Annotated in this window: 18 protein-coding genes; 17 read left to right on the top strand and 1 reads right to left on the bottom strand. The window is 74.3% G+C overall.

Annotated features, from left to right (window positions below):
- The first annotated feature begins 42 nt into the window (after nucleotides 1-42).
- From E4P43_RS11530 to trpC, 10 genes are all read left to right on the top strand, one after another.
- Nucleotides 43-1,818: an ABC transporter ATP-binding protein gene (locus tag E4P43_RS11530; RefSeq protein WP_245159093.1), complete on the top strand. Its 1,776-nt coding sequence runs from the start codon at nucleotides 43-45 to the stop codon at nucleotides 1,816-1,818.
- Entirely contained in the window at nucleotides 1,815-3,659 is a 1,845-nt protein-coding gene (locus tag E4P43_RS11525; protein ID WP_135145594.1) for an ABC transporter ATP-binding protein, read from the top strand. Before E4P43_RS11530 ends, E4P43_RS11525 begins: the two co-directional genes overlap by 4 nt.
- A 9-nt stretch (nucleotides 3,660-3,668) precedes the next feature.
- Complete coding sequence (locus tag E4P43_RS11520; protein ID WP_135145593.1) at nucleotides 3,669-3,938, top strand: hypothetical protein; 270 nt, start codon at nucleotides 3,669-3,671, stop codon at nucleotides 3,936-3,938.
- Nucleotides 3,902-4,120, top strand: coding sequence for a hypothetical protein (locus E4P43_RS11515; RefSeq protein ID WP_135145592.1), 219 nt, complete (start codon nucleotides 3,902-3,904; stop codon nucleotides 4,118-4,120). Before E4P43_RS11520 ends, E4P43_RS11515 begins: the two co-directional genes overlap by 37 nt.
- A gap of 11 nt (nucleotides 4,121-4,131) precedes the next feature.
- Nucleotides 4,132-5,799 (top strand): FAD-binding dehydrogenase, encoded by a 1,668-nt coding sequence (locus tag E4P43_RS11510; RefSeq protein WP_135145591.1) that lies wholly within the window; start codon nucleotides 4,132-4,134, stop codon nucleotides 5,797-5,799.
- On the top strand, nucleotides 5,796-6,539 hold the full coding sequence (locus E4P43_RS20220; RefSeq protein ID WP_209313844.1) for a hypothetical protein: 744 nt from the start codon (nucleotides 5,796-5,798) through the stop codon (nucleotides 6,537-6,539). The genes E4P43_RS11510 and E4P43_RS20220 overlap by 4 nt, the downstream gene beginning before the upstream one ends.
- A gap of 25 nt (nucleotides 6,540-6,564) precedes the next feature.
- Nucleotides 6,565-6,942 carry a phosphoribosyl-AMP cyclohydrolase gene (hisI, locus tag E4P43_RS11500; protein ID WP_135145590.1) on the top strand — a complete coding sequence of 126 codons (378 nt, stop codon included), beginning with the start codon at nucleotides 6,565-6,567 and terminating at the stop codon, nucleotides 6,940-6,942.
- Nucleotides 6,939-8,435 carry an anthranilate synthase component I gene (locus E4P43_RS11495; RefSeq protein WP_135145589.1) on the top strand — a complete coding sequence of 499 codons (1,497 nt, stop codon included), beginning with the start codon at nucleotides 6,939-6,941 and terminating at the stop codon, nucleotides 8,433-8,435. The genes hisI and E4P43_RS11495 overlap by 4 nt, the downstream gene beginning before the upstream one ends.
- Nucleotides 8,432-9,085: a Trp biosynthesis-associated membrane protein gene (locus E4P43_RS11490; protein ID WP_135145588.1), complete on the top strand. Its 654-nt coding sequence runs from the start codon at nucleotides 8,432-8,434 to the stop codon at nucleotides 9,083-9,085. The genes E4P43_RS11495 and E4P43_RS11490 overlap by 4 nt, the downstream gene beginning before the upstream one ends.
- 115 nt (nucleotides 9,086-9,200) lie before the next feature.
- Nucleotides 9,201-10,010 (top strand): indole-3-glycerol phosphate synthase TrpC, encoded by an 810-nt coding sequence (gene trpC, locus E4P43_RS11485; protein ID WP_209313843.1) that lies wholly within the window; start codon nucleotides 9,201-9,203, stop codon nucleotides 10,008-10,010.
- 19 nt (nucleotides 10,011-10,029) lie between these two features.
- Here the strand turns inward: trpC and E4P43_RS11480 are convergent, their stop codons facing one another.
- Complete coding sequence (locus E4P43_RS11480; RefSeq protein ID WP_167759157.1) at nucleotides 10,030-10,560, bottom strand: phosphoribosyltransferase; 531 nt, start codon at nucleotides 10,558-10,560, stop codon at nucleotides 10,030-10,032.
- Between the two features lie 120 nt (nucleotides 10,561-10,680).
- Here E4P43_RS11480 and trpB point away from each other — a divergent pair, with 120 nt between their 5' ends.
- The 7 genes from trpB (at nucleotide 10,681) to E4P43_RS11445 (ending at nucleotide 22,682) form a co-directional block, all read left to right on the top strand.
- Nucleotides 10,681-12,030, top strand: a complete 1,350-nt coding sequence (gene trpB / locus E4P43_RS11475; RefSeq protein WP_135145585.1) for a tryptophan synthase subunit beta — start codon at nucleotides 10,681-10,683, stop codon at nucleotides 12,028-12,030.
- Nucleotides 12,027-12,833, top strand: a complete 807-nt coding sequence (gene trpA / locus E4P43_RS11470; protein ID WP_135145584.1) for a tryptophan synthase subunit alpha — start codon at nucleotides 12,027-12,029, stop codon at nucleotides 12,831-12,833. Before trpB ends, trpA begins: the two co-directional genes overlap by 4 nt.
- Entirely contained in the window at nucleotides 12,830-13,768 is a 939-nt protein-coding gene (lgt, locus tag E4P43_RS11465; RefSeq protein ID WP_135145583.1) for a prolipoprotein diacylglyceryl transferase, read from the top strand. Before trpA ends, lgt begins: the two co-directional genes overlap by 4 nt.
- Nucleotides 13,769-14,128: 360 nt before the next feature.
- On the top strand, nucleotides 14,129-18,802 hold the full coding sequence (gene gltB, locus E4P43_RS11460; RefSeq protein WP_135145582.1) for a glutamate synthase large subunit: 4,674 nt from the start codon (nucleotides 14,129-14,131) through the stop codon (nucleotides 18,800-18,802).
- Entirely contained in the window at nucleotides 18,795-20,285 is a 1,491-nt protein-coding gene (locus tag E4P43_RS11455; RefSeq protein ID WP_135145581.1) for a glutamate synthase subunit beta, read from the top strand. Before gltB ends, E4P43_RS11455 begins: the two co-directional genes overlap by 8 nt.
- Nucleotides 20,286-20,391: 106 nt before the next feature.
- Nucleotides 20,392-21,807 (top strand): pyruvate kinase, encoded by a 1,416-nt coding sequence (gene pyk, locus E4P43_RS11450; RefSeq protein ID WP_135145580.1) that lies wholly within the window; start codon nucleotides 20,392-20,394, stop codon nucleotides 21,805-21,807.
- Entirely contained in the window at nucleotides 21,804-22,682 is an 879-nt protein-coding gene (locus E4P43_RS11445) for an acyl-CoA thioesterase II (RefSeq protein WP_135145579.1), read from the top strand. Before pyk ends, E4P43_RS11445 begins: the two co-directional genes overlap by 4 nt.
- Nucleotides 22,683-22,810 lie beyond the last annotated feature (128 nt).

Raw genomic sequence — 22,810 nt, 5'->3', positions numbered from 1 at the left:
GAACCTGGCATGCTGGTCGTGCCGCCGAGCCCGAGGAGTGCCGTGTCCCGCCGCAGAGACGCCGTCGTGCGGCGGGGGTTGCGCCACATCGGCCGGGCCGTGCGGGAGCAGCCGGGCATGTTCACGCTGGCCCTGCTGGCCAGCAGCCTCTACGGCGCCATGACCGTCGCCAGCGCCTGGGTGATCGGCGAGGTCACCGACCGGGTGCTGCTGCCCTCGTTCGACGACGGCGTCACCACGGCCTCGGCGCTCACCCTCGCCGCGCTGGCCATCATCGGCGTCGCCGTCCTGAAGATCGTCGGCATCCTGGGGCGGCGGCTGTTCGCCGGCGTCATGAGCTACCGGCTCCAGGCGGAGTACCGGCGCCGGGTGACCGGCCAGTACCTGCGGCTGCCGCTGTCCTGGCACCAGCGGCACCCGACCGGTCAGCTGCTGTCCAACGCCAACTCCGACGTCGAGTCGGCCTGGTTCTTCGTCGCCCCGCTGCCCTTCGCCTGCGGCGCGCTGGTCATGATCGCGATCACCAGCGTCGCGCTGGTCCTCACCGACCCGCTCCTGGCGGTGGTCGGGCTGGTCGTCTTCCCGCTGGTCTTCGTCGCCAACATCGTCTACTCGCAGGTCATGAGCCCGCGCATGCAGCGGGCGCAGCAGCTGCGCGCCGAGGTCAGCGAGATCGCGCACGAGAGCTTCGACGCCGGGCTCGTCGTCAAGACGCTGGGCCGCGAGGACGGCGAGACCGCCCGCTTCGCCGTCCGCGCCGACGAGCTGCGCGACGGCCTGGTCGCGGTGGGCCGGGTGCGCGGGCTCTTCGACCCGATGATGGAGGCGCTGCCCAACCTGGGCACGCTCGCCGTCCTGCTCATCGGCGCCGGCCGCGTCGCCGACGGCGCCACCGACGCCGGCGAGCTGGTCTCCGTCGCCTACCTGTTCACCCTGCTGGCGCTGCCGATCCGGGCCATCGGCTGGGTCCTGGCCGACCTGCCGCGCGCCCTGGCCGGCTTCGACCGCGTGACCCCGGTGCTCGAGGCGACCGGCGAGACCCCGCACGGGCCCGACGCCGCCGCGGGGACGCCCGGCGGGGCCGCGGTCGCGCTGCGGGACGTCGGGTTCGCCTTCGAGGGGGCGGAGCAGGCCACGCTGCACGGGGTCACCTTCGACGTCCCGGCCGGCCGCACCGTGGCCGTCGTCGGCCCGACCGGGTCGGGGAAGTCGACCCTCGCCGGGCTGCTCGTCCGGCTGGTGGACCCCACCGACGGTGCGGTGCTCCTCGACGGCGTCGACCTGCGCCGGCTGCGCGAGGGCGAGGTGAGCGGCCAGGCCGCCTTCGTCGCGCAGAGCGCCTTCCTCTTCGACGACACAGTGCGCGACAACGTCACCCTCGGCGGCCCCTACGGCGACGACGACGTGTGGGCCGCGCTGCGGGTCGCGGCCGCCGACGGCTTCGTCTCCGCGCTTCCCGACGGCCTCGACACCCGGGTGGGGGAGCGGGGGGCCTCGCTCTCCGGTGGCCAGCGACAGCGCCTGGCGCTGGCCCGCGCCGTCGTCCGCAGGCCCCGGCTGCTGGTCCTGGACGACGCGACCAGCGCCGTGGACCCCGCGGTCGAGGCCCGGATCCTCGACGCCCTGCGCGGCAGCGACACCCCGACGACGGTCGTGGTGGTGGCCTACCGCCAGGCCACGATCGCGCTGGCCGACGAGGTGGTCTGGCTGGAGGACGGGCGGGCCGTGGCGCGGGGGACCCACGACGAGCTGCTGGCCCGGGTGCCGGGCTACGCCGCCCTGGTGCGCGCCTACCAGCAGGCCGAGGTGCCGGCATGACCGGCGGGCTGAGCGCGACCGCCGCCCGGACCGAGGGCAGCCTCGCCACGCTCCGGCGCGGGCTGCGGATGATGCCGGAGTTCCGGCGCGGGCTGCCGGCGACCTTCGCCCTCGCGCTGCTGGCCACCACCGGCCGCGTCGTCGTCCCGATCTCGGTCCAGCAGGTCATCGACCGGGGCCTGGGCGCCCCGGGCGGGCCCGACCTGGACCTGGTCCGCACCGTCGTCCTGCTGTCCGCGGTGGTCGTCGTGGTGACGGCGGTCGCCGTGTACCGGATGAACGTCCGGCTGTTCCGCACCACCGAGACCGCGCTGGCCAACCTCCGGGTCCGTGCCTTCCGGCACGTGCACGACCTGTCGATGCTGCACCAGCAGGGCGAGCGGCGCGGGTCCCTGGTCTCCCGGGTCACCAGCGACGTCGACCAGCTGTCGGTCTTCATGCAGTGGGGCGGCGTCCTCGGCCTGGTCAGCGTGGGGCAGCTCCTGGTCGCCACCGTCGTCATGGCCGTCTACTCGTGGCAGCTGACCCTGCTCGTGCTGGTCTGCTTCGTGCCGCTGGCCATCGCCGTCCGCGCCTTCGCCCGCCGCCTGGTCGTCGTCTACGGGGTGGTCCGGACCCGGGTCGGCGACGTGCTGGCCGCCGTCGCGGAGTCCGTCGTCGGCGCGCCGACCGTGCGCGCCTACGGCGTCCGCGCGCGGACCGCGGCGCGCATCGACGCCGCGATCGCCCGGCACTACCGGGCCCAGGTCGACGCCCAGAAGGTGACCGCGGCGGTCTTCGTCAGCGGCGAGTTCGTGGCCGCCCTCGCCAACGCCGCCGTCGTGGTCGTCGGGGTGCTGCTCGGCCTGGCCGGCGACATCACCGCCGGCACCCTCGTGGCCTTCCTCTTCCTCGTGACGCTGTTCGTGGCTCCGGTGCAGACGGCCAGCGAGGTGCTCAACGAGGCGCAGAACGCCGTGGCCGGCTTCCGGCGCGTCCTCGACGTGCTCGACACCGAGCCCGACGTCCGCGACCCCGCGGTCGCCACGCCCGACCGCGCCCGGCAGCTGCCCGACGGCCCGCTCGGCGTCCGCTTCGAGCACGTGGCCTTCCGGTACGCCCCCGGTGCCCGGCCGGCGCTGGACGGCGTCGACCTCACCATCGAGCCCCGCCGCCGCGTCGCCGTCGTCGGGGAGACCGGCTCGGGCAAGACGACGTTCGCCAAGCTGGTCACTCGGCTCATGGACCCCACGGGCGGCCGGGTGCTGCTCGGCTCGGACGCCGGTGGCTGGGTGCCGCTGACCGACGTGGCGTTCGCCTCGCTGCGCTCGCGCGTGGTGATGGTCCCGCAGGACGGCTTCCTCTTCGACGCCTCCGTCGCCGAGAACGTGCGCTACGGCCGGCCCGGCATGACCGACGACGAGGTCGCCGCCGCCTTCGACGAGCTCGGCCTGCGCGGCTGGGTCGAGGGCCTGCCGGCCGGCGTCGCCACCCCGGTCGGGCAGCGCGGCGAGTCGCTGTCGGCGGGGGAGCGGCAGCTGGTCGCCGTCGCCCGCGCCTACGTGGCCGACCCGCACCTGCTGGTGCTGGACGAGGCCACCAGCGCGGTCGACCCGGCGACGGAGCAGCGGCTCACGCGGGCCCTCGACACGCTCACCGCCGGCCGCACCACGCTGACCATCGCCCACCGGCTGTCCACCGCCGAGCGGGCCGACGAGGTGCTCGTGGTCGACGCGGGCCACGTGGTGCAGCGCGGCCCGCACGCCGAGCTGGTCGACGCCGAAGGGCCCTACGCCCGGCTGCACGCCTCGTGGCGCCGCTCCTCGGCCGGGGAACCGGAACCGGCAGGTCTCACCCCCTAGGCTGCGCGCGTGCAGCCGTTCGAGGTCCCGCGGACCGCGGTCCGCCGCCGTCCGCCCGCGAGCGCGGTGGTCGCCGCGGTCCTCGGCATCCTGAGTGCCGTCGTCCCGGCGGTCGTCGGGTTCCTCGCGCTGGCGTTCTCGACCGAGGACGACGTGCTGGCCCTGGTCGTCGGGGTGCCGCTGACACTGGTCGTCTGGCTGCCCTCGGCGCCGGGCTGCTCCTGGCGGGCCGGTCCTGGCTGGTGCTCGGGCTGCCCGCCGCAGCGATCGCCGCGCTGATGTGGGCCGGCACGCTCCTCGGGGGCATCGGCGGCGGCCCCTACGGCTTCGGCCCCCTGTCGGTCCTGGTGCCCACCCTGGTGGCCGTGCTCTGCGCCCTGCCGTCCACGCGGGCCTGGGTCGCCGCGCGACGGGGGACTCGCCCGGGAGGGGGGACGCGCGACCCGGGCCAGGCCCGCTAGCGTCGGCGGATGTGAGCACGAGCACCGGCTTCGAGGCCGACGTCGTCGTTGTGGGTGCGGGGCTGGCCGGTCTGGTCGCCACCGCCGAGCTGGCCGACGCCGGCAAGCGGGTGATCCTGGTCGACCAGGAGCCCGAGCAGTCCCTGGGCGGTCAGGCGTGGTGGTCCTTCGGCGGGCTCTTCCTCGTCGACTCGCCCGAGCAGCGCCGCCTGCGGGTGCGCGACTCGCTGGAGCTCGCCCGCCAGGACTGGTTCGGCACCGCCGGCTTCGACCGGGAGAGCGACCACTGGCCGCGGCAGTGGGCCGAGGCCTACCTGCAGTTCGCGGCGGGGGAGAAGCGGTCGTGGCTGCGGTCCCAGGGCATCGGGTTCTTCCCCATCGTCGGCTGGGCCGAGCGCGGCGGGTACACCGCCACGGGCCACGGCAACTCCGTGCCGCGCTTCCACATCGTGTGGGGGACCGGCCCCGGCATCGTCGCGCCCTTCGCCCGCCGGGTGCGCGAGGCCGCCGAGCGCGGCCTGGTCCAGCTGCGCTTCCGGCACCGGGTCTCCGAGCTGGTGGTCAGCGACGGCGCGGTCACCGGCGTGCGCGGCGCCGTCCTCGAGCCCAGCGACGTCGCCCGCGGCGAGGCCAGCTCGCGCACCGAGGTGGGCGAGTTCGAGCTCACCGCCCAGGCCATCGTCGTCACCTCCGGTGGCATCGGCGGCAACCACGAGCTGGTCCGCCAGAACTGGCCGGCCCGTCTCGGCCCGGCACCGCAGCGGCTGCTCTCCGGCGTGCCCGCCCACGTCGACGGCCGCATGCAGCAGGCGACCGTGGCGGCCGGGGCCAGCATGGTCAACAGCGACCGCATGTGGCACTACACCGAGGGCGTCGCCAACCACTCGCCGGTGTGGGCGCAGCACGGCATCCGCATCCTCCCGGGGCCGTCGTCCCTGTGGCTGGACGCGACCGGGCAGCGGCTGCCGGTGCCGTTGTTCCCCGGCTTCGACACCCTCGGCACCCTGGCGCACATCGGGCAGACCGGCCACGAGCACACCTGGTTCGTCGCCACGAAGAAGATCGTGGAGAAGGAGTTCGCCCTCTCGGGGTCGGAGCAGAACCCCGACCTCACCGGCAAGGACATCAGGCTCCTGGTCAACCGGGCGCGGGCCGGGGTCGCCGCGCCCGTCCAGGCGTTCCTCGACCGCGGTGAGGACTTCGTCGTGGCGGCGACGCTGCCCGAGCTCGTGGCCGGCATGAACCGGATCACCGGCGGCACCCCGGCGCTGGACCTCGCGCAGGTGGAGCGGGAGATCGTGGCGCGCGACCGCGAGGTCGGCAACGCCTTCACCAAGGACCTGCAGCTCACCGCGATCCGCGGCGCCCGCAACTACCTCGGCGACAAGCTCATCCGCGTCGCCCCGCCGCACCGGCTGCTCGACCCCGAGGCCGGCCCGCTCATCGCCGTCCGGCTCAACATCATCACCCGCAAGACCCTCGGTGGGCTGGAGACCGACCTGTCCGGCCGGGTGCTGCGCCCCGGGGGCGAGGTGTTCCCCGGGCTGTACGCCGCCGGTGAGGTGGCCGGCTTCGGCGGGGGCGGGGTGCACGGCTACCGCTCGCTCGAGGGCACCTTCCTCGGCGGCTGCCTGTTCAGCGGACGGGTGGCCGGGCGGTCGCTCGCGGAAGCCCTGTGAGCGATCCCTGGTCCGACCCCTCGGCCCCGGCGGACCCGCCGTACGCCGGCCCACCGCCGACGGCGCCGCCGCCGGGGCACGGGGCGGCGCCGCCCGGGTACGGCCCGCCGCGCGGGTACGGCCCGCCGCCGCCCGGCTACGGGCCGCGCCCGCCCTACGGCCCGCCGTACGCGCCGCCGCCGTACGGGCCGATGCCCCACGCCCCCATGCCCTACGCCCCGATGCCCTACGGGCCGAACCCCTACGGTGCCGGCCCCTACGGCGCGCCCCGCCCGCCCGGCCGCCCGGGGACGGTCGTCGGTGCCGCCGTGCTGGCGTTCATCCAGGCCTCGGTGGTGCTGGTCGCCTCGCTGTACGTGTGGCTGACCGCCGGGGTCCTCGAGGGCCTCATCGAGGAGAACCCCACCGGCGCGCCCGCGCCGGCGTACGAGTTCGCCGAGCTCGGCAGCACCCTCGGCGTCGTGCAGCTCCTGTCGGTCGTGCTGCTGGTGGCCGGCGGGGTCATGGTCCTCGCCCGGCGCGCGCAGCTGTCCTGGGTGGTGCTCGTCGCCGCCCACGCGGCCCAGGTGCTGATCGCGATCTACTGGGCCGTCCGGCTCGAGGCGATCCTCGGCCGGGTGGAGGACGTCGGCGGCGTGCTGGCCGTGTTCGCGCTGTTCTTCGCCGCGCTGCCGGTGGTCTCCCTGGGCCTGCTGCTGTTCGGCTCGGGGCGCCGCTGGTTCACCGCCGCGCAGGGCTGAGCCGGCAACACGGCAGACTGGCGGTATGCCCGCCGTCCCGCCCCCTGCCCCGGCACTCGACCCGCAGGTCGCCGCGCTGCTGCGCCACGACCCGTCCGGGCTGGTCGCCGCCGTCGTCCAGCAGCACGACACGCTCGAGGTGCTGATGGTGGCCTGGATGGACGACGAGGCGCTCCGCCGCACCCTCACCACCGGCCGGGCCACCTACTGGTCGCGCAGCCGCAACGAGTACTGGGTGAAGGGGGAGACCTCGGGCAACCGGCAGTGGGTGCGCGAGGTCCGGGTCGACTGCGACGGCGACGCGCTGCTCGTGCTGGTCGACCAGGAGGGCGCCGCCTGCCACACCGGCGAGCGGAGCTGCTTCTACCGGGAGCTGCCGGCGGTCCCGGGGGTGCGGTCGTGAGGTTCGGCGTCACCACCCCGAGCCGCGAGGAGTTCGCGGCCCTCGACGCGCCCGTCCTCCCGGTGACCCGGCGGCTGCTCGCCGACGGCCAGACCGCGGTCGGCATCTACCGTGCGCTGGCCGGCAACCGGCCGGGCACCGTGCTGCTCGAGTCCGCCGAGCAGGGCAAGCGCTGGGCGCGGTACAGCTTCGTCGGCGTGCGCAGCGCCGGGGTGCTGACCGAGCGCGAGGGGCGCACGCAGTGGCTGGGGGAGAACCTCCCGGGCCTCACCGACGACCTGCCCGAGGACCCGCTGGACGCCGTGCGGGTCATGGCCCGCCGGCTGCGCTCCCCGCGCACCGAGGGCCTGCCGCCGCTCACCGGCGGTCTCGTGGGCTACCTCGGCTACGACGTCGTCCGGCGGCTGGAGCGGCTGCCCGAGACGAGCACCGACGACCTCGGCATGCCCGAGCTGGCAATGATGCTGGTGACCGACCTCGCCGTGGTGGACCACAGCGACGGCTCGGTGCTGCTCATCGCCAACGCCCTCCGGGGCGGGGGCGGCTACGACGACGCCGTCGCCCGGCTCGACGCGATGGCCGCGGCGCTCACCGGTGCCGCCGCGCCCACCGTGGCGGTGTTCGAGCGCGCGGACGCCCCGCCGGTGCGCAGCAACCTGGCGCCGGGGGAGTTCGAGGCCGGCGTGGAGCGGGTCCGCGAGCACATCCGCGCCGGTGACGCGTTCCAGGTGGTGCTCTCCCAGCGGTTCGAGCTGGCCACCGACGTCGACGCGCTCGACCTGTACCGGGTGCTGCGGGCGACCAACCCCTCGCCGTACATGTACCTGCTGCGCTTCGCCGGGCGGGAGACGCCGTTCGACGTCGTCGGCTCCTCGCCGGAGGCGCTCGTGACGGTGACCGGGAGCTCGGCCGTGGTGCACCCGCCGGCCGGTACGCGCCCGCGCGGCGCCACGCCGGAGGAGGACGTGCGGCTGGCCGAGGGGCTGCTCGCCGACCCCAAGGAGCGGGCCGAGCACGTGATGCTGGTGGACCTGGCGCGCAACGACCTCGGCCGCGTCTGCGTGCCGGGCAGCGTCGAGGTGCCCGACTTCATGCGGGTCGAGCACTACAGCCACGTCATGCACCTGGTCTCCACCGTCGCCGGCGAGGTCAGCGCCGGCTGCGACGCCCTCGACGTGTTCGACGCGACGTTCCCGGCGGGCACCGTCTCGGGTGCGCCCAAGCCGAGCGCGATGACGATCATCGAGACCCTCGAGCCGACCCGGCGGGCCCTCTACGCGGGCACCGTCGGCTACGTCGACGCCAGCGGGGACCTCGACATGGCGATCGCCATCCGCACCGCCGTGCTGCACCAGGGCCGGGCGTACGTGCAGGCCGGCGCCGGTGTCGTGGCCGACAGCGACGCCGCGACCGAGGAGGCCGAGACCCGGCACAAGGCGCGGGCGGTGCTGTCGGCGATCGCGACGGCGGAGAGCCTGCGGGACCTCTCGTGAGCGAGCAGCAGGGCGCCGACCGGCGCGGGCTGACCGTCGCCGTCCTGGGCGCGGCGGGCGCGGGCGCGCTCGCCCTGTCGGCGGCCGCCCAGCGCTGGGCGGCGGTGACCGCCGCGCGACGCGCGCCGCTGCCACCGGTCACCGGGGAGCTCTCCGGCAGCGACGCCGCCCCCCTGGTGACCGCGGCCGGTCTGGTGCTGCTGGCCGCCGCCGTGGCGCTGCTCGCGGTCCGGGGCGTGGGGCGGGCGGTCGTCGGGCTGCTCACCGCGCTGGCGGGCGGTGCCCTCCTGTGGTCGGCCGTGCGGGTCCTCGGTGGGGGCGTGGCCGACGCGGCCGAGGACCTCCCCGGCATCGGCGGCACCGGCGTCACCTCCGTCGACGTCGACCTCTCGCCGGCCTGGCCGGTGCTCGCGCTGGTGGCCGGACTGCTCGGGGTGGCGGTCGGCCTGCTGGCCACCCTCCGCGGCCGGGCCTGGCCGGCGATGGGCCGTCGCTACGAGCGCACCGCGGCCCCGGCGGTCGCCCGCACGGACGAGGAGCGCGCGCAGGAGGCGTGGAAGGCGCTGGACCGCGGGGACGACCCGACCGTCGACCCCGCCGGGGACCGCACCGGGCCGCCGTCGGCCCGGGGGAACGGCCCGGACGTATAGCGGAACCGCGGGGAGCCGGGGCGCCGGCCCCCGGACCGGGAGGGTCACGGCGCCCTTCTAGAGTGGGTCGACCATCCGCGGGGGCGGGTACCGACGTGCGAGAGGCAGGGACGCCGTGAACGTTCTCGACGAGATCGTCGCCGGCGTCCGCGAGGACCTCGCGGCGCGCGAGGCCGCCATGCCGTTCGAGCAGGTCAAGGCCGCCGCCCAGGCCGCCCGCCCGGCGCTGGACGCCCTGGCTGCGCTGCGCGCCCCCGGTGTCGGGGTGATCGCCGAGGTCAAGCGCCGCAGCCCCTCCAAGGGCGACCTGGCCGACATCGCCGACCCGGCCGAGCTGGCCCGCCAGTACGCCGCCGGTGGCGCGCGGGTGATCTCCGTGCTGACCGAGCGCCGTCGCTTCGGCGGCTCGCACGCCGACCTGGCCGCGGTGCGCGCCGTCGTCGACGTCCCGGTGCTCTGCAAGGACTTCATCGTCAGCAGCTACCAGGTGCACGAGGCCCGGGCCCACGGCGCGGACGTCGTGCTCCTGATCGTCGCGGCCCTGGAGCAGAACGTGCTCACCGGCCTGCTGGAGCGGGTGGAGTCCCTCGGCATGACCGCGCTGGTCGAGGTGCACACCGAGGCCGAGGCCGACCGGGCGCTGGACGCCGGCGCGTCGGTGATCGGGGTCAACGCCCGCGACCTGACGACGCTGCAGGTGGACCGGTCCACCTTCGAGAAGATCGCTCCCGGGCTGCCCTCGGAGGTCGTGAAGGTCGCCGAGTCCGGCGTCCGCGGCCCGCACGACCTGATCAGCTACGCCGCGGCCGGTGCCGACGCCGTCCTGGTCGGCGAGGGCCTGGTGACCGCGGGGGACGCCCGCCAGGCGGTGGCCGACCTGGTGACGGCCGGCTCGCACCCCGCCACCCCGCGCACCACCCGGTGACTCGGGGCAGGGCCGGGAGTCAGACCCCGTCCAGGTCCTGCCTGCTGACGAGGGCGGTGACACGACGGAGCCGCGCACGCACGTCGTCGGTCAGCTCGTCGACGACGAGGGAGACGCCGAGGAAGTCCGCTCCTGACCGTCGGACGAGGCCCGCCGCCGCCTCCGCCTGGCTGCCGCGCTCGGCCCAGTCGTCGACGAGGAGGACCCGCGCACCGGGGCGGAGGACCTCCTGCATGCGGAGGTCGTGCGCGACGCCCCGGTAGTCCGGAGCGGAGGTCGTGTCCAGCGTCGGCCCGGGCAGGCTCCCGGCCGCGCCCTTGCGGACGCCGACGAAGCCCGCCCGCAGCGCCACGGCGACCGGTGCCCCGACCACGAAACCGCGCGCCTCGATGCCCACGACGTGCGTGACCCCGGCCCCGGCCCACGGCGCGACCAGCCCGGCGACCACCTCCTGGAAGGCGGGACCGTCGGAGAGCACCCGCCAGATGTCCGCGTGCCCGCCGACCCATTGGAAGGTCTCCAGGACCGCACGCCGGCCCGCGTCGCTCACGGGCACGACCGTAGCGAGGGAACCGCCGGTGCCCGGGCCGCCGCCGTTCTCGCACCGATCCGGGAACGTGGCGGTGACCCCTGCGCCGCTCGCGGGGCGGGACGCGGGACACTAGGCCACATGACGACCACCAGCCCGCCGCAGACCGGAGAACTCCAGCTCCCGGCGCGCCCGGGCTGGCCGGACGAGACCGGGCACTTCGGGGTCTTCGGCGGCCGCTTCGTCCCCGAGGCGCTGATCGCCGCGCTGGACGACCTGACCGCCGCCTACGAGGAGATGCGGGTCGACCCGGCGTTCCTCTCCGAGTTCGCCCGGCTGCAGCGCGACTACACCGGCCGCCCCAGCCCGGTGACCGAGGTGCCGAAGTTCGCCGAGCACTGCGGCGGCGCGCGGGTGCTGCTCAAGCGCGAGGACCTCAACCACACCGGCTCGCACAAGATCAACAACGTGCTCGGGCAGGCGCTGCTCACCAAGCGCATCGGCAAGACCCGCGTCATCGCCGAGACCGGCGCCGGCCAGCACGGCGTGGCCACCGCGACCGCGGCTGCCCTGATGGGGCTGTCCTGCACCGTGTACATGGGCGAGGAGGACACCCGCCGGCAGGCCCTCAACGTCGCCCGCATGCGGCTGCTCGGCGCGGAGGTCATCCCGGTCACCACCGGCTCCCGCACGCTCAAGGACGCGATCAACGAGGCGTTCCGCGACTGGGTGACCAACGTCGAGACGACGAACTACGTGTTCGGCACCGTCGCCGGGCCGCACCCCTTCCCGGCCATGGTGCGCGACTTCCAGCGGGTCATCGGCGACGAGGCCCGCGGCCAGGTGCTCGAGCGGGAGGGCCGGCTGCCCGACGCCGTCCTCGCCTGCGTCGGCGGCGGGTCGAACGCCATCGGCATCTTCACCGCCTTCGTCCCGGACGAGGGCGTGCGGCTGCTCGGCCTGGAGGCCGGCGGCGACGGCGTCGACACACCCCGGCACGCGGCCACCATCACCGGCGGCACGCCGGGCGTCCTGCACGGCGCCCGCTCCTACCTGCTGCAGGACGAGAACGGGCAGACCATCGAGTCGCACTCGATCAGCGCCGGTCTGGACTACCCGGGCGTCGGCCCCGAGCACTCCTACCTGCACGACATCGGGCGGGCCGAGTACCGGGCGGTCACCGACGCCGAGGCGATGGAGGCCTTCGCCCTCCTCTGCCGCACCGAGGGCATCATCCCGGCGATCGAGTCCGCCCACGCCCTCGCGGGGGCCGTGAAGCTGGGGCAGGAGTTGGGCCCGGACGCCCTGCTGCTGGTGAACCTCTCCGGCCGCGGCGACAAGGACGTCGAGACGGCGTCCCGCTGGTTCGGCCTGGGCGACCGCGAGGAGGTCGACCCGGGCCCGGGCCTGGACACCGACCAGCAGCCCACCGAGGGCGCGGTCAGCAACGACGAGGCCGTGGCGGGCCCGGACGCAGGGGAGACGGCGTGACCACCAGCAAGGCGGCCGAGCGCATCGGCGCGGCCAGGGCCGAGGGGCGGGCGGCGCTCGTCGCCTACCTGCCGGTGGGCTACCCCGACGTCGACACCTCGATCGCCGCCATGGTGGCCGCGGTCGAGGCCGGGGCCGACATCGTCGAGATCGGCGTCCCCTACAGCGACCCGGGCATGGACGGCCCGGTGATCCAGGAGGCGGTGGACCGCGCCGTCCGCGCGGGCGTGGGCATCCGCGACGTGCTGCGCGCCGTGGAGGCGGTGGCCGACGCCGGCGCCGTGGCCATGGTGATGAGCTACTGGAACCCGATCGAGCGCTACGGGGTGCAGCGGTTCGCCACCGACCTCGCCGCCGCCGGGGGAGCGGGCGCCATCACCCCCGACCTGATCCCCGACGAGGCCGCCGAGTGGATCGCCGCGAGCGAGGCCGCGGGCCTGGACCGGGTCTTCCTCGTCGCGCCGTCGTCCACCGACGTCCGGGTCGCCAGCACCACCGCTGCCTGCCGCGGGTTCGTGTACGCCGCCTCCACCATGGGCGTCACCGGCACGCGGGCCACCGTGGGTGACGCGGCGGAGACGCTGGTCGCCCGGGCCCGGGCTGCCGCGCCGGACCTGCCCGTCTGCGTGGGCCTCGGGGTGTCGAACGGTGACCAGGCCGCCGAGGTGGCCTCCTTCGCCGACGGCGTCATCGTCGGCTCGGCCTACGTGCGGGAGATGCTGGAGGGCCGCGGCGCCGACGGCGTCCGCGCGCTGACCGCGGACCTCGCCGAGGGCGTCCGCCGGGCGGGGGTCCGGGCATGACCGTGCTCGCCGCCATCCCCAGCCCCACGCAGGGCGTCTGGGAGCTCGGCCCGTTCCCGCTGCGGGCCTACGCGCTGTGCATCGTGGCCGGGATCATCGCCGCGATCGTGCTCACGGAGAGGCGCTGGGTCGCCCGCGGCGGAGCCCCGGGCGACGTCCTCGACATCGCCGTCTGGGCGGTGCCCTTCGGCATCATCGGTGGCCGGATCTACCACGTGGTCTCCAGCCCGCGGCCGTACTTCGGCGAGGGCGGGGACCCGCTCCGGGCCTTCGCCATCTGGGAGGGCGGCCTCGGCATCTGGGGCGCCATCGCCTTCGGTGGCGTCGGCGCGTGGATCGCCTGCCGGCGCCTCGGCATCCCGCTGCCGGCCTTCGCCGACGCCCTGGCTCCCGGCCTGCTGGTCGCCCAGGCGGTCGGTCGGCTGGGGAACTGGTTCAACAACGAGCTGTACGGCGGGGCCACCGACCTGCCGTGGGCGCTGAAGATTTACGAGTGGGACGGCGGCCGTGCGGTCACCGGCGCCGACGGGCAGCCGCTGCTCCTGGGCACCTACCACCCGACGTTCCTCTACGAGCTGCTGTGGAACCTCGCGGCGGCAGCGCTGGTCATCTGGGCCGACCGGCGGTTCCGGCTGGGCCACGGCCGTGCCTTCGCGCTCTACGTGGCGTCCTACTGCGCCGGCCGGCTCTGGATCGAGCTGCTGCGCACCGACCCGGCGGAGACGTTCTTCGGCGTGCGGCTCAACGTCTTCACCTCGATCGTCGTCGGGCTGCTGGCCGTCGCCTACTTCCTCTGGCAGCGCGGGCGGCCGCGCGAGGTCGTCGACCGGTCCGACGTCGCCGCGGAGCGCCGGGACGAGGCCGTCGCACGCCGCTCCTCGGCGGCGCCCGTCACCGCGCGTGAGAACGATCACGAGCCGCCGGCCCCGACCTGACCCCCTGCGAGAACCCTGCTCCGGCCAGGGATCGCGGCGATCCCGCCAGCTTGGCGTGGCGTGTCTTCCGTCATGTCAGAGACGTGTTACGGCTGTGTACCCTTCCGCTTGACTCGCCAGCGATCCTGGCCGGGTCGTAGTGTCGGAACCGGGCCAGCGTCGCCCCGCGGACGACGGCTCGGTGACACCACCCCGCCGGGCTCGCACGCCAGGCTCGGCCCGGGGGATCTGTGTCCGGCCGACCCCCGGCGCTCCGCACGTGCCGCCATCTCCGCCGCCTTCGACCTCCGGCCGGGCCCTCGCCCTCCGTCCGCCCCTCACTCCCGAGGGGACGACGGTGCGCCGACGACGGGAGTGACTGTGACCGACCTTCCCGCCTCCGCCACCGACGGCGCCACGCGCCCCAGCGGTTCGGCTGTCCCGTTCTCGGCCGTGCCTGCTGCGCACGGTCTGTACGACCCGGCGAACGACAAGGACGCCTGCGGTGTCGCCTTCGTGGCCGACGCCCGGGGCCGCCGCACGCGCGCGATCGTGCAGGCCGGCCTGACCGCGCTGCACAACCTCGACCACCGTGGTGCCGCCGGTGCCGAGCCCAACTCCGGCGACGGCGCCGGCATCCTCACCCAGATCCCCGACGCCCTGCTGCGGGCCAGCGTCGACTTCGACCTGCCGCCGGTGGGCGAGTACTCGGTGGGCATCGCCTTCATGCCCGCCGACGCCGACGAGCGCGCCGGCCGGGTGGCCGACGTCGCCCGCCTCGCGGAGGAGGAGGGCCTGACCGTCCTCGGCTGGCGCGACGTGCCGGTCGACCCCGACGGCGCCGACCTCGGCCCCACGGCGCGCGCGGTCATGCCGCACTTCGCCCAGCTGTTCGTCGCCGAGACCATGGGCGCCCGGGCCGACGCGACGGCCTTCGGCGGCAACGTCGAGTGCCACGGCGTGACGCGCCTGGAGCGGCGCTCCTTCGTGCTGCGCAAGCGGGCCGAGCGGGCCGCCGTCGACGCCGGCAGCTCGCTCTACATCGCCTCGCTGTCCTCGCGCACCATCACCTACAAGGGCATGCTGACCACCGACCAGCTGCCGCTGTTCTTCCCCGACCTGCGCGACGAGCGCTACGAGTCGGCGATCGCGCTGGTGCACAGCCGGTTCTCCACCAACACCTTCCCGAGCTGGCCGCTGGCCCACCCGTTCCGCTTCATCGCGCACAACGGCGAGATCAACACGATCAAGGGCAACCGCAACCGCATGCGGGCCCGCGAGGCCAAGCTCGAGACCCAGATGTTCGACGGCCCGGCGGGCCCGGCGTCCGAGCTCGGCCTGGAGCGGATCTTCCCGGTCACCGCCAGCGACTTCAGCGACTCGGCGACCTTCGACGAGGTGCTCGAGCTGCTGCACCTGTCGGGCCGCTCGCTGCCGCACGCCGTGCTGATGATGATCCCGGAGGCGTGGGAGAACCACGACGAGATGGACCCGGCCCGCCGGGCCTTCTACCGGTTCCACTCCTCGATCATGGAGCCGTGGGACGGGCCGGCCGCGGTCTGCTTCACCGACGGCACCCTGATCGGCGCGGTCCTGGACCGCAACGGCCTGCGCCCGGGCCGCTGGTGGCACACCAAGGACGACCTGGTGGTCATGGCCAGCGAGGTCGGCGTGCTCGACATCCCGGCGGCCGACATCGTCGCCAAGGGCCGGCTGCAGCCGGGCCGCATGTTCCTCGTCGACACCGCCTCCGGGCGGATCGTGTCCGACGAGGAGGTCAAGGGCGCCCTGGCCACCGCCGAGCCGTACGAGGACTGGCTGCACGCCGGGCTGGTGCACCTGCCCTCGCTGCCGGAGCGCCGCCGCTCCCGGCCGAGCCACGAGTCCGTCGTCCGCCGTCAGCTGCTCTTCGGCTACACCGAGGAGGACCTGCGCCTGCTCGTCACGCCGATGGCGGCCACGGCCGCCGAGCCGATCGGCTCGATGGGCACCGACACGCCGATCGCGGCGCTCTCGGACCGCTCGCGGCTGCTCTACGACTACTTCGGGCAGCTGTTCGCCCAGGTCACGAACCCGCCGCTGGACGCCATCCGCGAGGAGCTGGTCACCAGCCTGGGCCGCACCTTCGGCCCGGAGCAGAACCTGCTGACGGCGTCCCCGGCGTCCTGCCGGCAGGTGCACCTGCCGTTCCCGGTCATCGACAACGACGAGCTGGCCAAGATCCTGCACATCGACGACGACGGCGACCTGCCCGGTTTCGCCGCGGTGCGGATCACGGGGCACTTCGACGTCAACGGCGGCGGGACCGCGCTGACCGAGGCGATCGAGCAGCTGCGCACCAAGGTCTCCAAGGCCATCGCCGCCGGGGCCCGGATCATCGTGCTGTCCGACCGCGACTGCGACGAGCAGCGCGCGCCGATCCCGTCGCTGCTGATGACCGCCGCGGTGCACCACCACCTGGTGCGCGAGAAGACCCGCATGGAGGTCGGCCTCGTCGTCGAGTCCGGCGACTGCCGCGAGGTGCACCACGTCGCGCTGCTGCTCGGCTACGGCGCGGCCGCGGTCAACCCGTACCTGGCGTTCGAGTCGATCGAGGACCTGATCCGCGACGGCGAGCTGACCGGCATCGAGCCGGCGCAGGCCGTCCGCAACGTGGTCAAGGCGCTCGGCAAGGGCGTCCTGAAGGTCATGAGCAAGATGGGCATCAGCACCGTCGGCTCGTACACGATGGCGCAGATCTTCGAGGCCGTCGGGCTGTCGAAGGACGTCGTCGACGAGTACTTCACCGGGACCTCCGCGCCCCTGGGCGGCGTCGGCATCGACGTCCTCGCCGAGGAGGTGGCCCTGCGCCACCGCCGCGCGTACCCCGAGAACCCGACCGAGCGGGCGCACCGCCGGCTGGAGACCGGTGGCGAGTACCAGTGGCGCCGCGAGGGCGAGGTGCACCTGTTCAACCCCGAGACGGTGTTCCTGCTCCAGCACGCCACCCGCTCGCGGCAGTACGAGGTCTTCGAGAAGTACACGCAGTCGGTCGACAAGCTGTCCGAGGACGCCGCCACGCTGCGCGGGCTCTTCACGCTCAGGACCGGCGTGCGCCCGCCCGTGCCGCTCGAGGAGGTCGAGCCGGCCAGCGAGATCGTCAAGCGGTTCAACACCGGCGCGATGAGCTACGGCTCCATCTCGCAGGAGGCCCACGAGACCCTCGCCATCGCGATGAACCGGCTCGGCGGCCGGTCCAACACCGGTGAGGGCGGCGAGGACCCCGACCGCTTCACGCCCGACCCGAACGGCGACCTGCGCCGCTCGGCCATCAAGCAGGTGGCCTCGGGCCGGTTCGGCGTCACCAGCGAGTACCTGGTCAACGCCGACGACATCCAGATCAAGATGGCGCAGGGCGCGAAGCCCGGCGAGGGCGGGCAGCTGCCCGGCGGCAAGGTCTACCCGTGGGTGGCCCGCACCCGGCACTCGACGCCGGGCGTCGGCCTGATCAGCCCGCCGCCGCACCACGACATCTACTCGATCGAGGACCTCAAGCAGCTCATCCACGACCTCAAGAACGCGAACAACGAGGCGCGGGTGCACGTCAAGCTGGTCGCCGAGGTCGGCGTCGGCACGGTCGCGGCGGGTGTGAGCAAGGCGCACGCCGACGTCGTCCTGATCTCCGGGTTCGACGGCGGCACCGGTGCGGCGCCGCTGACCTCGCTCAAGCACGCCGGCTCCCCGTGGGAGCTGGGGCTGGCCGAGACCCAGCAGACGCTGCTGGCCAACGGCCTGCGGGACCGCATCACCGTGCAGGTCGACGGGCAGATGAAGACCGGCCGCGACGTCATCGTCGCCGCGCTGCTCGGTGCCGAGGAGTTCGGTTTCGCGACCGCGCCCCTGGTGGTCTCCGGCTGCGTGATGATGCGGGTCTGCCACCTCGACACCTGCCCGGTGGGCGTGGCCACGCAGAACCCGGAGCTGCGGAAGCGGTTCACGGGGCGCCCGGAGTTCGTCGTCACCTTCTTCGAGTTCCTGGCCGAGCAGGTGCGCCACTACCTGGCCGAGCTGGGCTTCCGCTCGATCGACGAGGCCGTCGGCCACGCCGAGCTGCTGGACACCCGCAAGGCCGTCGGGCACTGGAAGGCCCAGGGCCTGGACCTCTCGCCGGTCCTGGTCGTGCCGGAGCTGCCCGAGGGCGCGCCGCTGCGCCGGGTCCGCGGGCAGGACCACGGTCTCGACGTCGCCCTGGACCAGACGCTCATCCAGCTGTGCGAGGGCGCGCTGCTCGACGCGCGGCCGGTGAGCCTCGAGCTGCCGGTCCGCAACGTCAACCGCACCGTCGGCACGATGCTGGGCTCGATGGTCACCCGCCGGTTCGGCGGCGAGGGCCTGCCCGACGGCACGATCGACCTCACCTTCGGGGGGTCGGCCGGCCAGTCGTTCGGCGCCTTCGTGCCCCGCGGCATCACCATGCGGCTGTTCGGTGACGCCAACGACTACGTCGGCAAGGGCCTGTCGGGTGGGCGGATCATCGTCCGGCCGTCCCGCGAGGCGCCGTTCCTGGCCGAGGACAACGTCATCGCCGGCAACGTCATCGGCTACGGCGCCACCAGCGGCGAGATCTTCCTGCGCGGCCGGGTGGGGGAGCGGTTCTGCGTCCGCAACTCCGGCGCGCTGGCGGTCGTCGAGGGCGTGGGCGACCACGCGCTCGAGTACATGACCGGTGGCCGGGCGGTGATCCTCGGGCCGACCGGCCGCAACATCGCGGCGGGCATGTCCGGCGGGGTCGGCTACGTGCTGGACCTGGCCCGGCACCGGGTCAACACCGAGATGGTCGACGTCGAGCCGCTGGACGGCGAGTCGTCGCAGTGGCTGCGCGAGGTCCTCGTGCGCTACGCAGCGGACACCGAGTCGACCGTGGCGGCCGCGCTGCTGGCCGACTGGGGCCGCTGGTCCGAGCAGTTCAGCGTGATCATGCCGCGCGACTACCGGCGGGCGCTGGAGGCACGGCGCGCCGCCGAGGCCGCCGGTATCGATGTGGATCGAGCAGTGATGGAGGCCGCACGTGGCTGACCAGACCGGTTTCCTGAAGTACGAGCGGGCCCTGCCGCCGCGTCGTCCGGTCGAGCTCCGTCTCATGGACTGGAAGGACGTCTACAGCCGGCGCGAGAACGGCGAGGACCCCCTCTTCCCGACGGCGGAGGTGCGCACCCAGGCCGCCCGCTGCATGGACTGCGGCATCCCGTTCTGCCACCACGCCTGCCCGGTGGCGAACCTGATCCCGGAGTGGAACGACCTCGCCCGCCGTGACGACTGGCAGGACGCCATCGAGCGGCTGCACGCGACGAACAACTTCCCGGAGTTCACCGGGAAGCTCTGCCCGGCGCCGTGCGAGGGCTCCTGCGTGCTGAACCTGCAGGAGTCGCCGGTCACGATCAAGCAGATCGAGTGGGAGATCATCGACCGGGCCTGGGACGAGGGCTGGGTCACCCCGCAGACCCCGGCCGAGCGCACGGGCAAGAAGGTCGCCGTCGTCGGCTCCGGCCCCGCCGGGCTGGCCGCCGCCCAGCAGCTGACCCGGGCCGGGCACGACGTCACCGTGTTCGAGCGGGCCGACCGCGTCGGTGGCCTCCTGCGCTACGGCATCCCCGAGTTCAAGATGGAGAAGTCCGTCCTGGACCGGCGGCTGGACCAGATGCGCGCCGAGGGCACCCGGTTCGTCACCGGGGTCGAGGTCGGGGGCAGCGCCGAGGCCGACCTGTCGGTCGAGCAGCTGCGCGGCGACTTCGACGCCGTGGTCCTCGCCGGTGGCGCGACCATCGGCCGCGACCTGCCGGCGCCGGGCCGCGAGCTGGCCGGCATCCACCTGGCGATGGAGTACCTGCCCTACGGCAACCGCCAGGCGATCGGCGAGCTCGACGAGCCGCCGATCAACGCCCGCGGCAAGCACGTCGTGATCATCGGTGGCGGTGACACCGGTGCCGACTGCCTCGGCACCTCCCACCGCCAGGGCGCGGCCTCGGTCACGCAGCTGGAGATCATGCCGGCGCCGCCGGACCGCCGGGACCAGGGCAGCAACCCGTGGCCGACCTACCCGATGATCATGCGCGTCTCCAGCGCGCACGAGGAGGGCGGCGAGCGCCTGTACTCGGTCAACACCGAGCGTTTCCTGGACGACGGGAACGGCCACGTGCGGGCGCTGCTGCTGCACGAGGTCGAGCGGGTCGAGGGCCGGTTCCAGAAGGTCGAGGGCACCGAGCGCGAGCTGCCGGCGGACCTCGTCTTCCTGGCCATGGGCTTCACCGGTGCGCAGACCGAGGGCCTGGTCGACACCCTCGGGGTCGAGGTCGACGGCCGCGGCAACGTCTCCCGCGACGGCGAGTTCATGTCCACGGTGCCCGGCGTCTTCGTGGCCGGGGACATGGGCCGTGGGCAGTCGCTGATCGTGTGGGCGATCGCCGAGGGCCGCGCGGCGGCCGCCTCCGTGGACACCTGGCTGACCGGCAGCTCCATGCTGCCCCGGCCGGTCACCCCCACGGCCGTCGCCCTGCGCTGACACCGCGCTCCCCGGGGCCGGGTCTACTGATCGGTAACACCGACACGTGGGACCCGGCCCCGGGTCGCTCCGCCACCGGGTTCGTCGTGGCACTAGCGTTATCGCCATGTCCCGCCGCGCGAAGATCGTCTGCACCCTGGGTCCGGCCACGAGCTCCGCGGAGCAGATCACCGCACTCGTCGAGTCCGGCATGGACGTGGCCCGGCTGAACTTCAGCCACGGCGCCCACGCCGACCACGCCTCCTCCTACCGGCTGGTCCGCGAGGCGTCGGACGCCACCGGCCACGCCGTCGCCGTCCTGGCCGACCTCCAGGGCCCCAAGATCCGGCTCGGCACCTTCGCCGACGGCCCCGTCGTCTGGGCGACCGGCAGCCAGATCTGCATCACCGTCGAGGACGTCGCCGGCACCGCCGAGCGGGTCTCCACGACCTACAAGAACCTTGCCAACGACGTCCGGGTCGGCGACCGGCTGCTCGTCGACGACGGCAACCTCTCGCTGAGCGTCGTGCGGGTAGAGGGGCCCGACGTCTTCTGCCTCGTCGTCGAGGGCGGGAAGGTCTCCAACAACAAGGGCCTGTCGCTGCCCGGCGTCGCCGTGAGCGTCCCCGCGCTGTCGGACAAGGACGAGGAGGACCTCCGCTTCGCCCTGCAGCTGGGCGTGGACTTCATCGCGCTGTCCTTCGTGCGCTCGCCCACCGACGTCGCGCTGGTCCGCGACATCATGCGGCAGGAGGACATCTACGTCCCCGTGATCGCGAAGCTGGAGAAGCCCGAGGCGGTGCGCAACCTCGACGCGATCGTCGAGGCGTTCGACGGCATCATGGTCGCCCGCGGCGACCTCGGCGTCGAGCTGCCGCTGGAGCAGGTGCCGCTGGTGCAGAAGCGCGCCATCCAGGCCGCCCGCGAGCGCAACAAGCCGGTCATCGTCGCCACCCAGATGCTCGAGTCGATGATCACCAACTCGCGCCCGACGCGGGCCGAGGCCTCCGACGTCGCCAACGCCGTGCTCGACGGCGCGGACGCGGTCATGCTCTCGGGGGAGACGTCGGTCGGCGCGTACCCGATCGGCGCCGTGCGCACGATGGAGCGGATCATCGACGCCGTCGAGAGCGACCACCTGTGGGTGCCCGAGGTGGCCCGCCGGTCCCGCTCCCGCTCCGGCGCCATCGTCCGGGCGGCGCGGGACATCGGCGAGTCGCTGGACGTCAAGGCGCTGGCGACCTTCACGCAGACCGGCGAGACCGCCCGCCGGCTGGCCGCGCTGCACCCGCGCCAGCCGCTCCTGGCCTTCACCGTGGACGCGCGGGTGCGCAGCCAGCTGGCGCTGTCCTGGGGTGTGGAGACGTTCCTGGTGCCGGCCGTCGAGCACACCGACGACATGGTCGAGCAGGTGGACTTCTCGCTGCTGTCCATCGGCCGGCTCAAGGTCGGCGACCGCGTCGTCGTCGTCGCCGGCAGCCCGCCGAACACCGTGGGCTCGACCAACCTGATCCGCGTGCACGAGGTGGGTACCGACTCGTGAGCCAGGGACGGGGCGACAGCCAGGCGGCCGCGCTGCTGGCCGTGCTCGACCTCGAGGAGCGCGACACCGACGTCTTCGTCGGCAAGACCCCGAGCACCGAGCGGCAGCGGATCTTCGGCGGGCAGGTCGCCGGGCAGGCGCTCGTGGCCGCCGGCCGCACCGTCCCGGCCGACCGCGGCGTGCACTCCCTGCACGCCTACTTCCTCCGCCCGGGGGACCCGTTCGCCGAGATCCGCTACGCCGTCGACCGGATCCGCGACGGGCGGTCGTTCACGACCCGCCGGGTGGTCGCCTGGCAGGAGCGCAAGGGCGAGGAGGTCGCGATCTTCGCGCTGACCGCCGACTTCCACGCGGGGGAGAGCGCGGTCGCCGAGCACAGCGCCCCGATGCCGGTGGTCCCCGCCCCCGAGGACGCCCTCGGCACCGCCGACGTCGTCGCGCGGCACGGGGACAAGGCCGCCTGGATGCAGGCGATGGGCAACGTCGTCGAGCAGCGCTTCCTGCAGGACCCGTTCTCGGCGCCGCCGAAGTCCCCGCCGCACACCGAGACCCGGACCTGGTTCCGGGTCTCGGGGAACCTCGGCGAGGACCCGGCGGTGCACGCCGCGGCCCTGACGTTCGTCAGCGACCTGACGCTGCTGTCCGCGGGGTTCGCCCGCCTCGGCGGCGGCTGGCCGGACTTCGCCGGGGCGAGCCTCGACCACGCCGTCTGGTTCCACCAGCCGGTGCGGGCCGACGACTGGCTCCTCTACGAGACCGACAGCCCGGCGGCGTCCGCCGGGCGGGCGCTGTGCTTCGGCAAGATCTGGTCCGCCGACGGCACGCACGTGGCCACGGTGGCCCAGGAGGGCCTCATCCGCCCGGCCGAGGGCTAGGTGTGATGACCAGGCACGTTGGTCGAGGACCTGTGATCACAGTGTCTGACTTGTAGATGGGCGAAGGCCTCCCGGTGTGGAGTGGAGCTGTCGAGGAACCGCTCCGCCACCAGAGGAGGCCTTCGTGG

Source organism: Blastococcus sp. TF02A-35, from assembly GCF_004571075.1.
Classification (GTDB): Bacteria; Actinomycetota; Actinomycetes; order Mycobacteriales; family Geodermatophilaceae; genus Blastococcus.
Note: the sequence above shows the minus strand (reverse complement) of the source record. Positions and strands in the feature narration are given on the sequence as shown.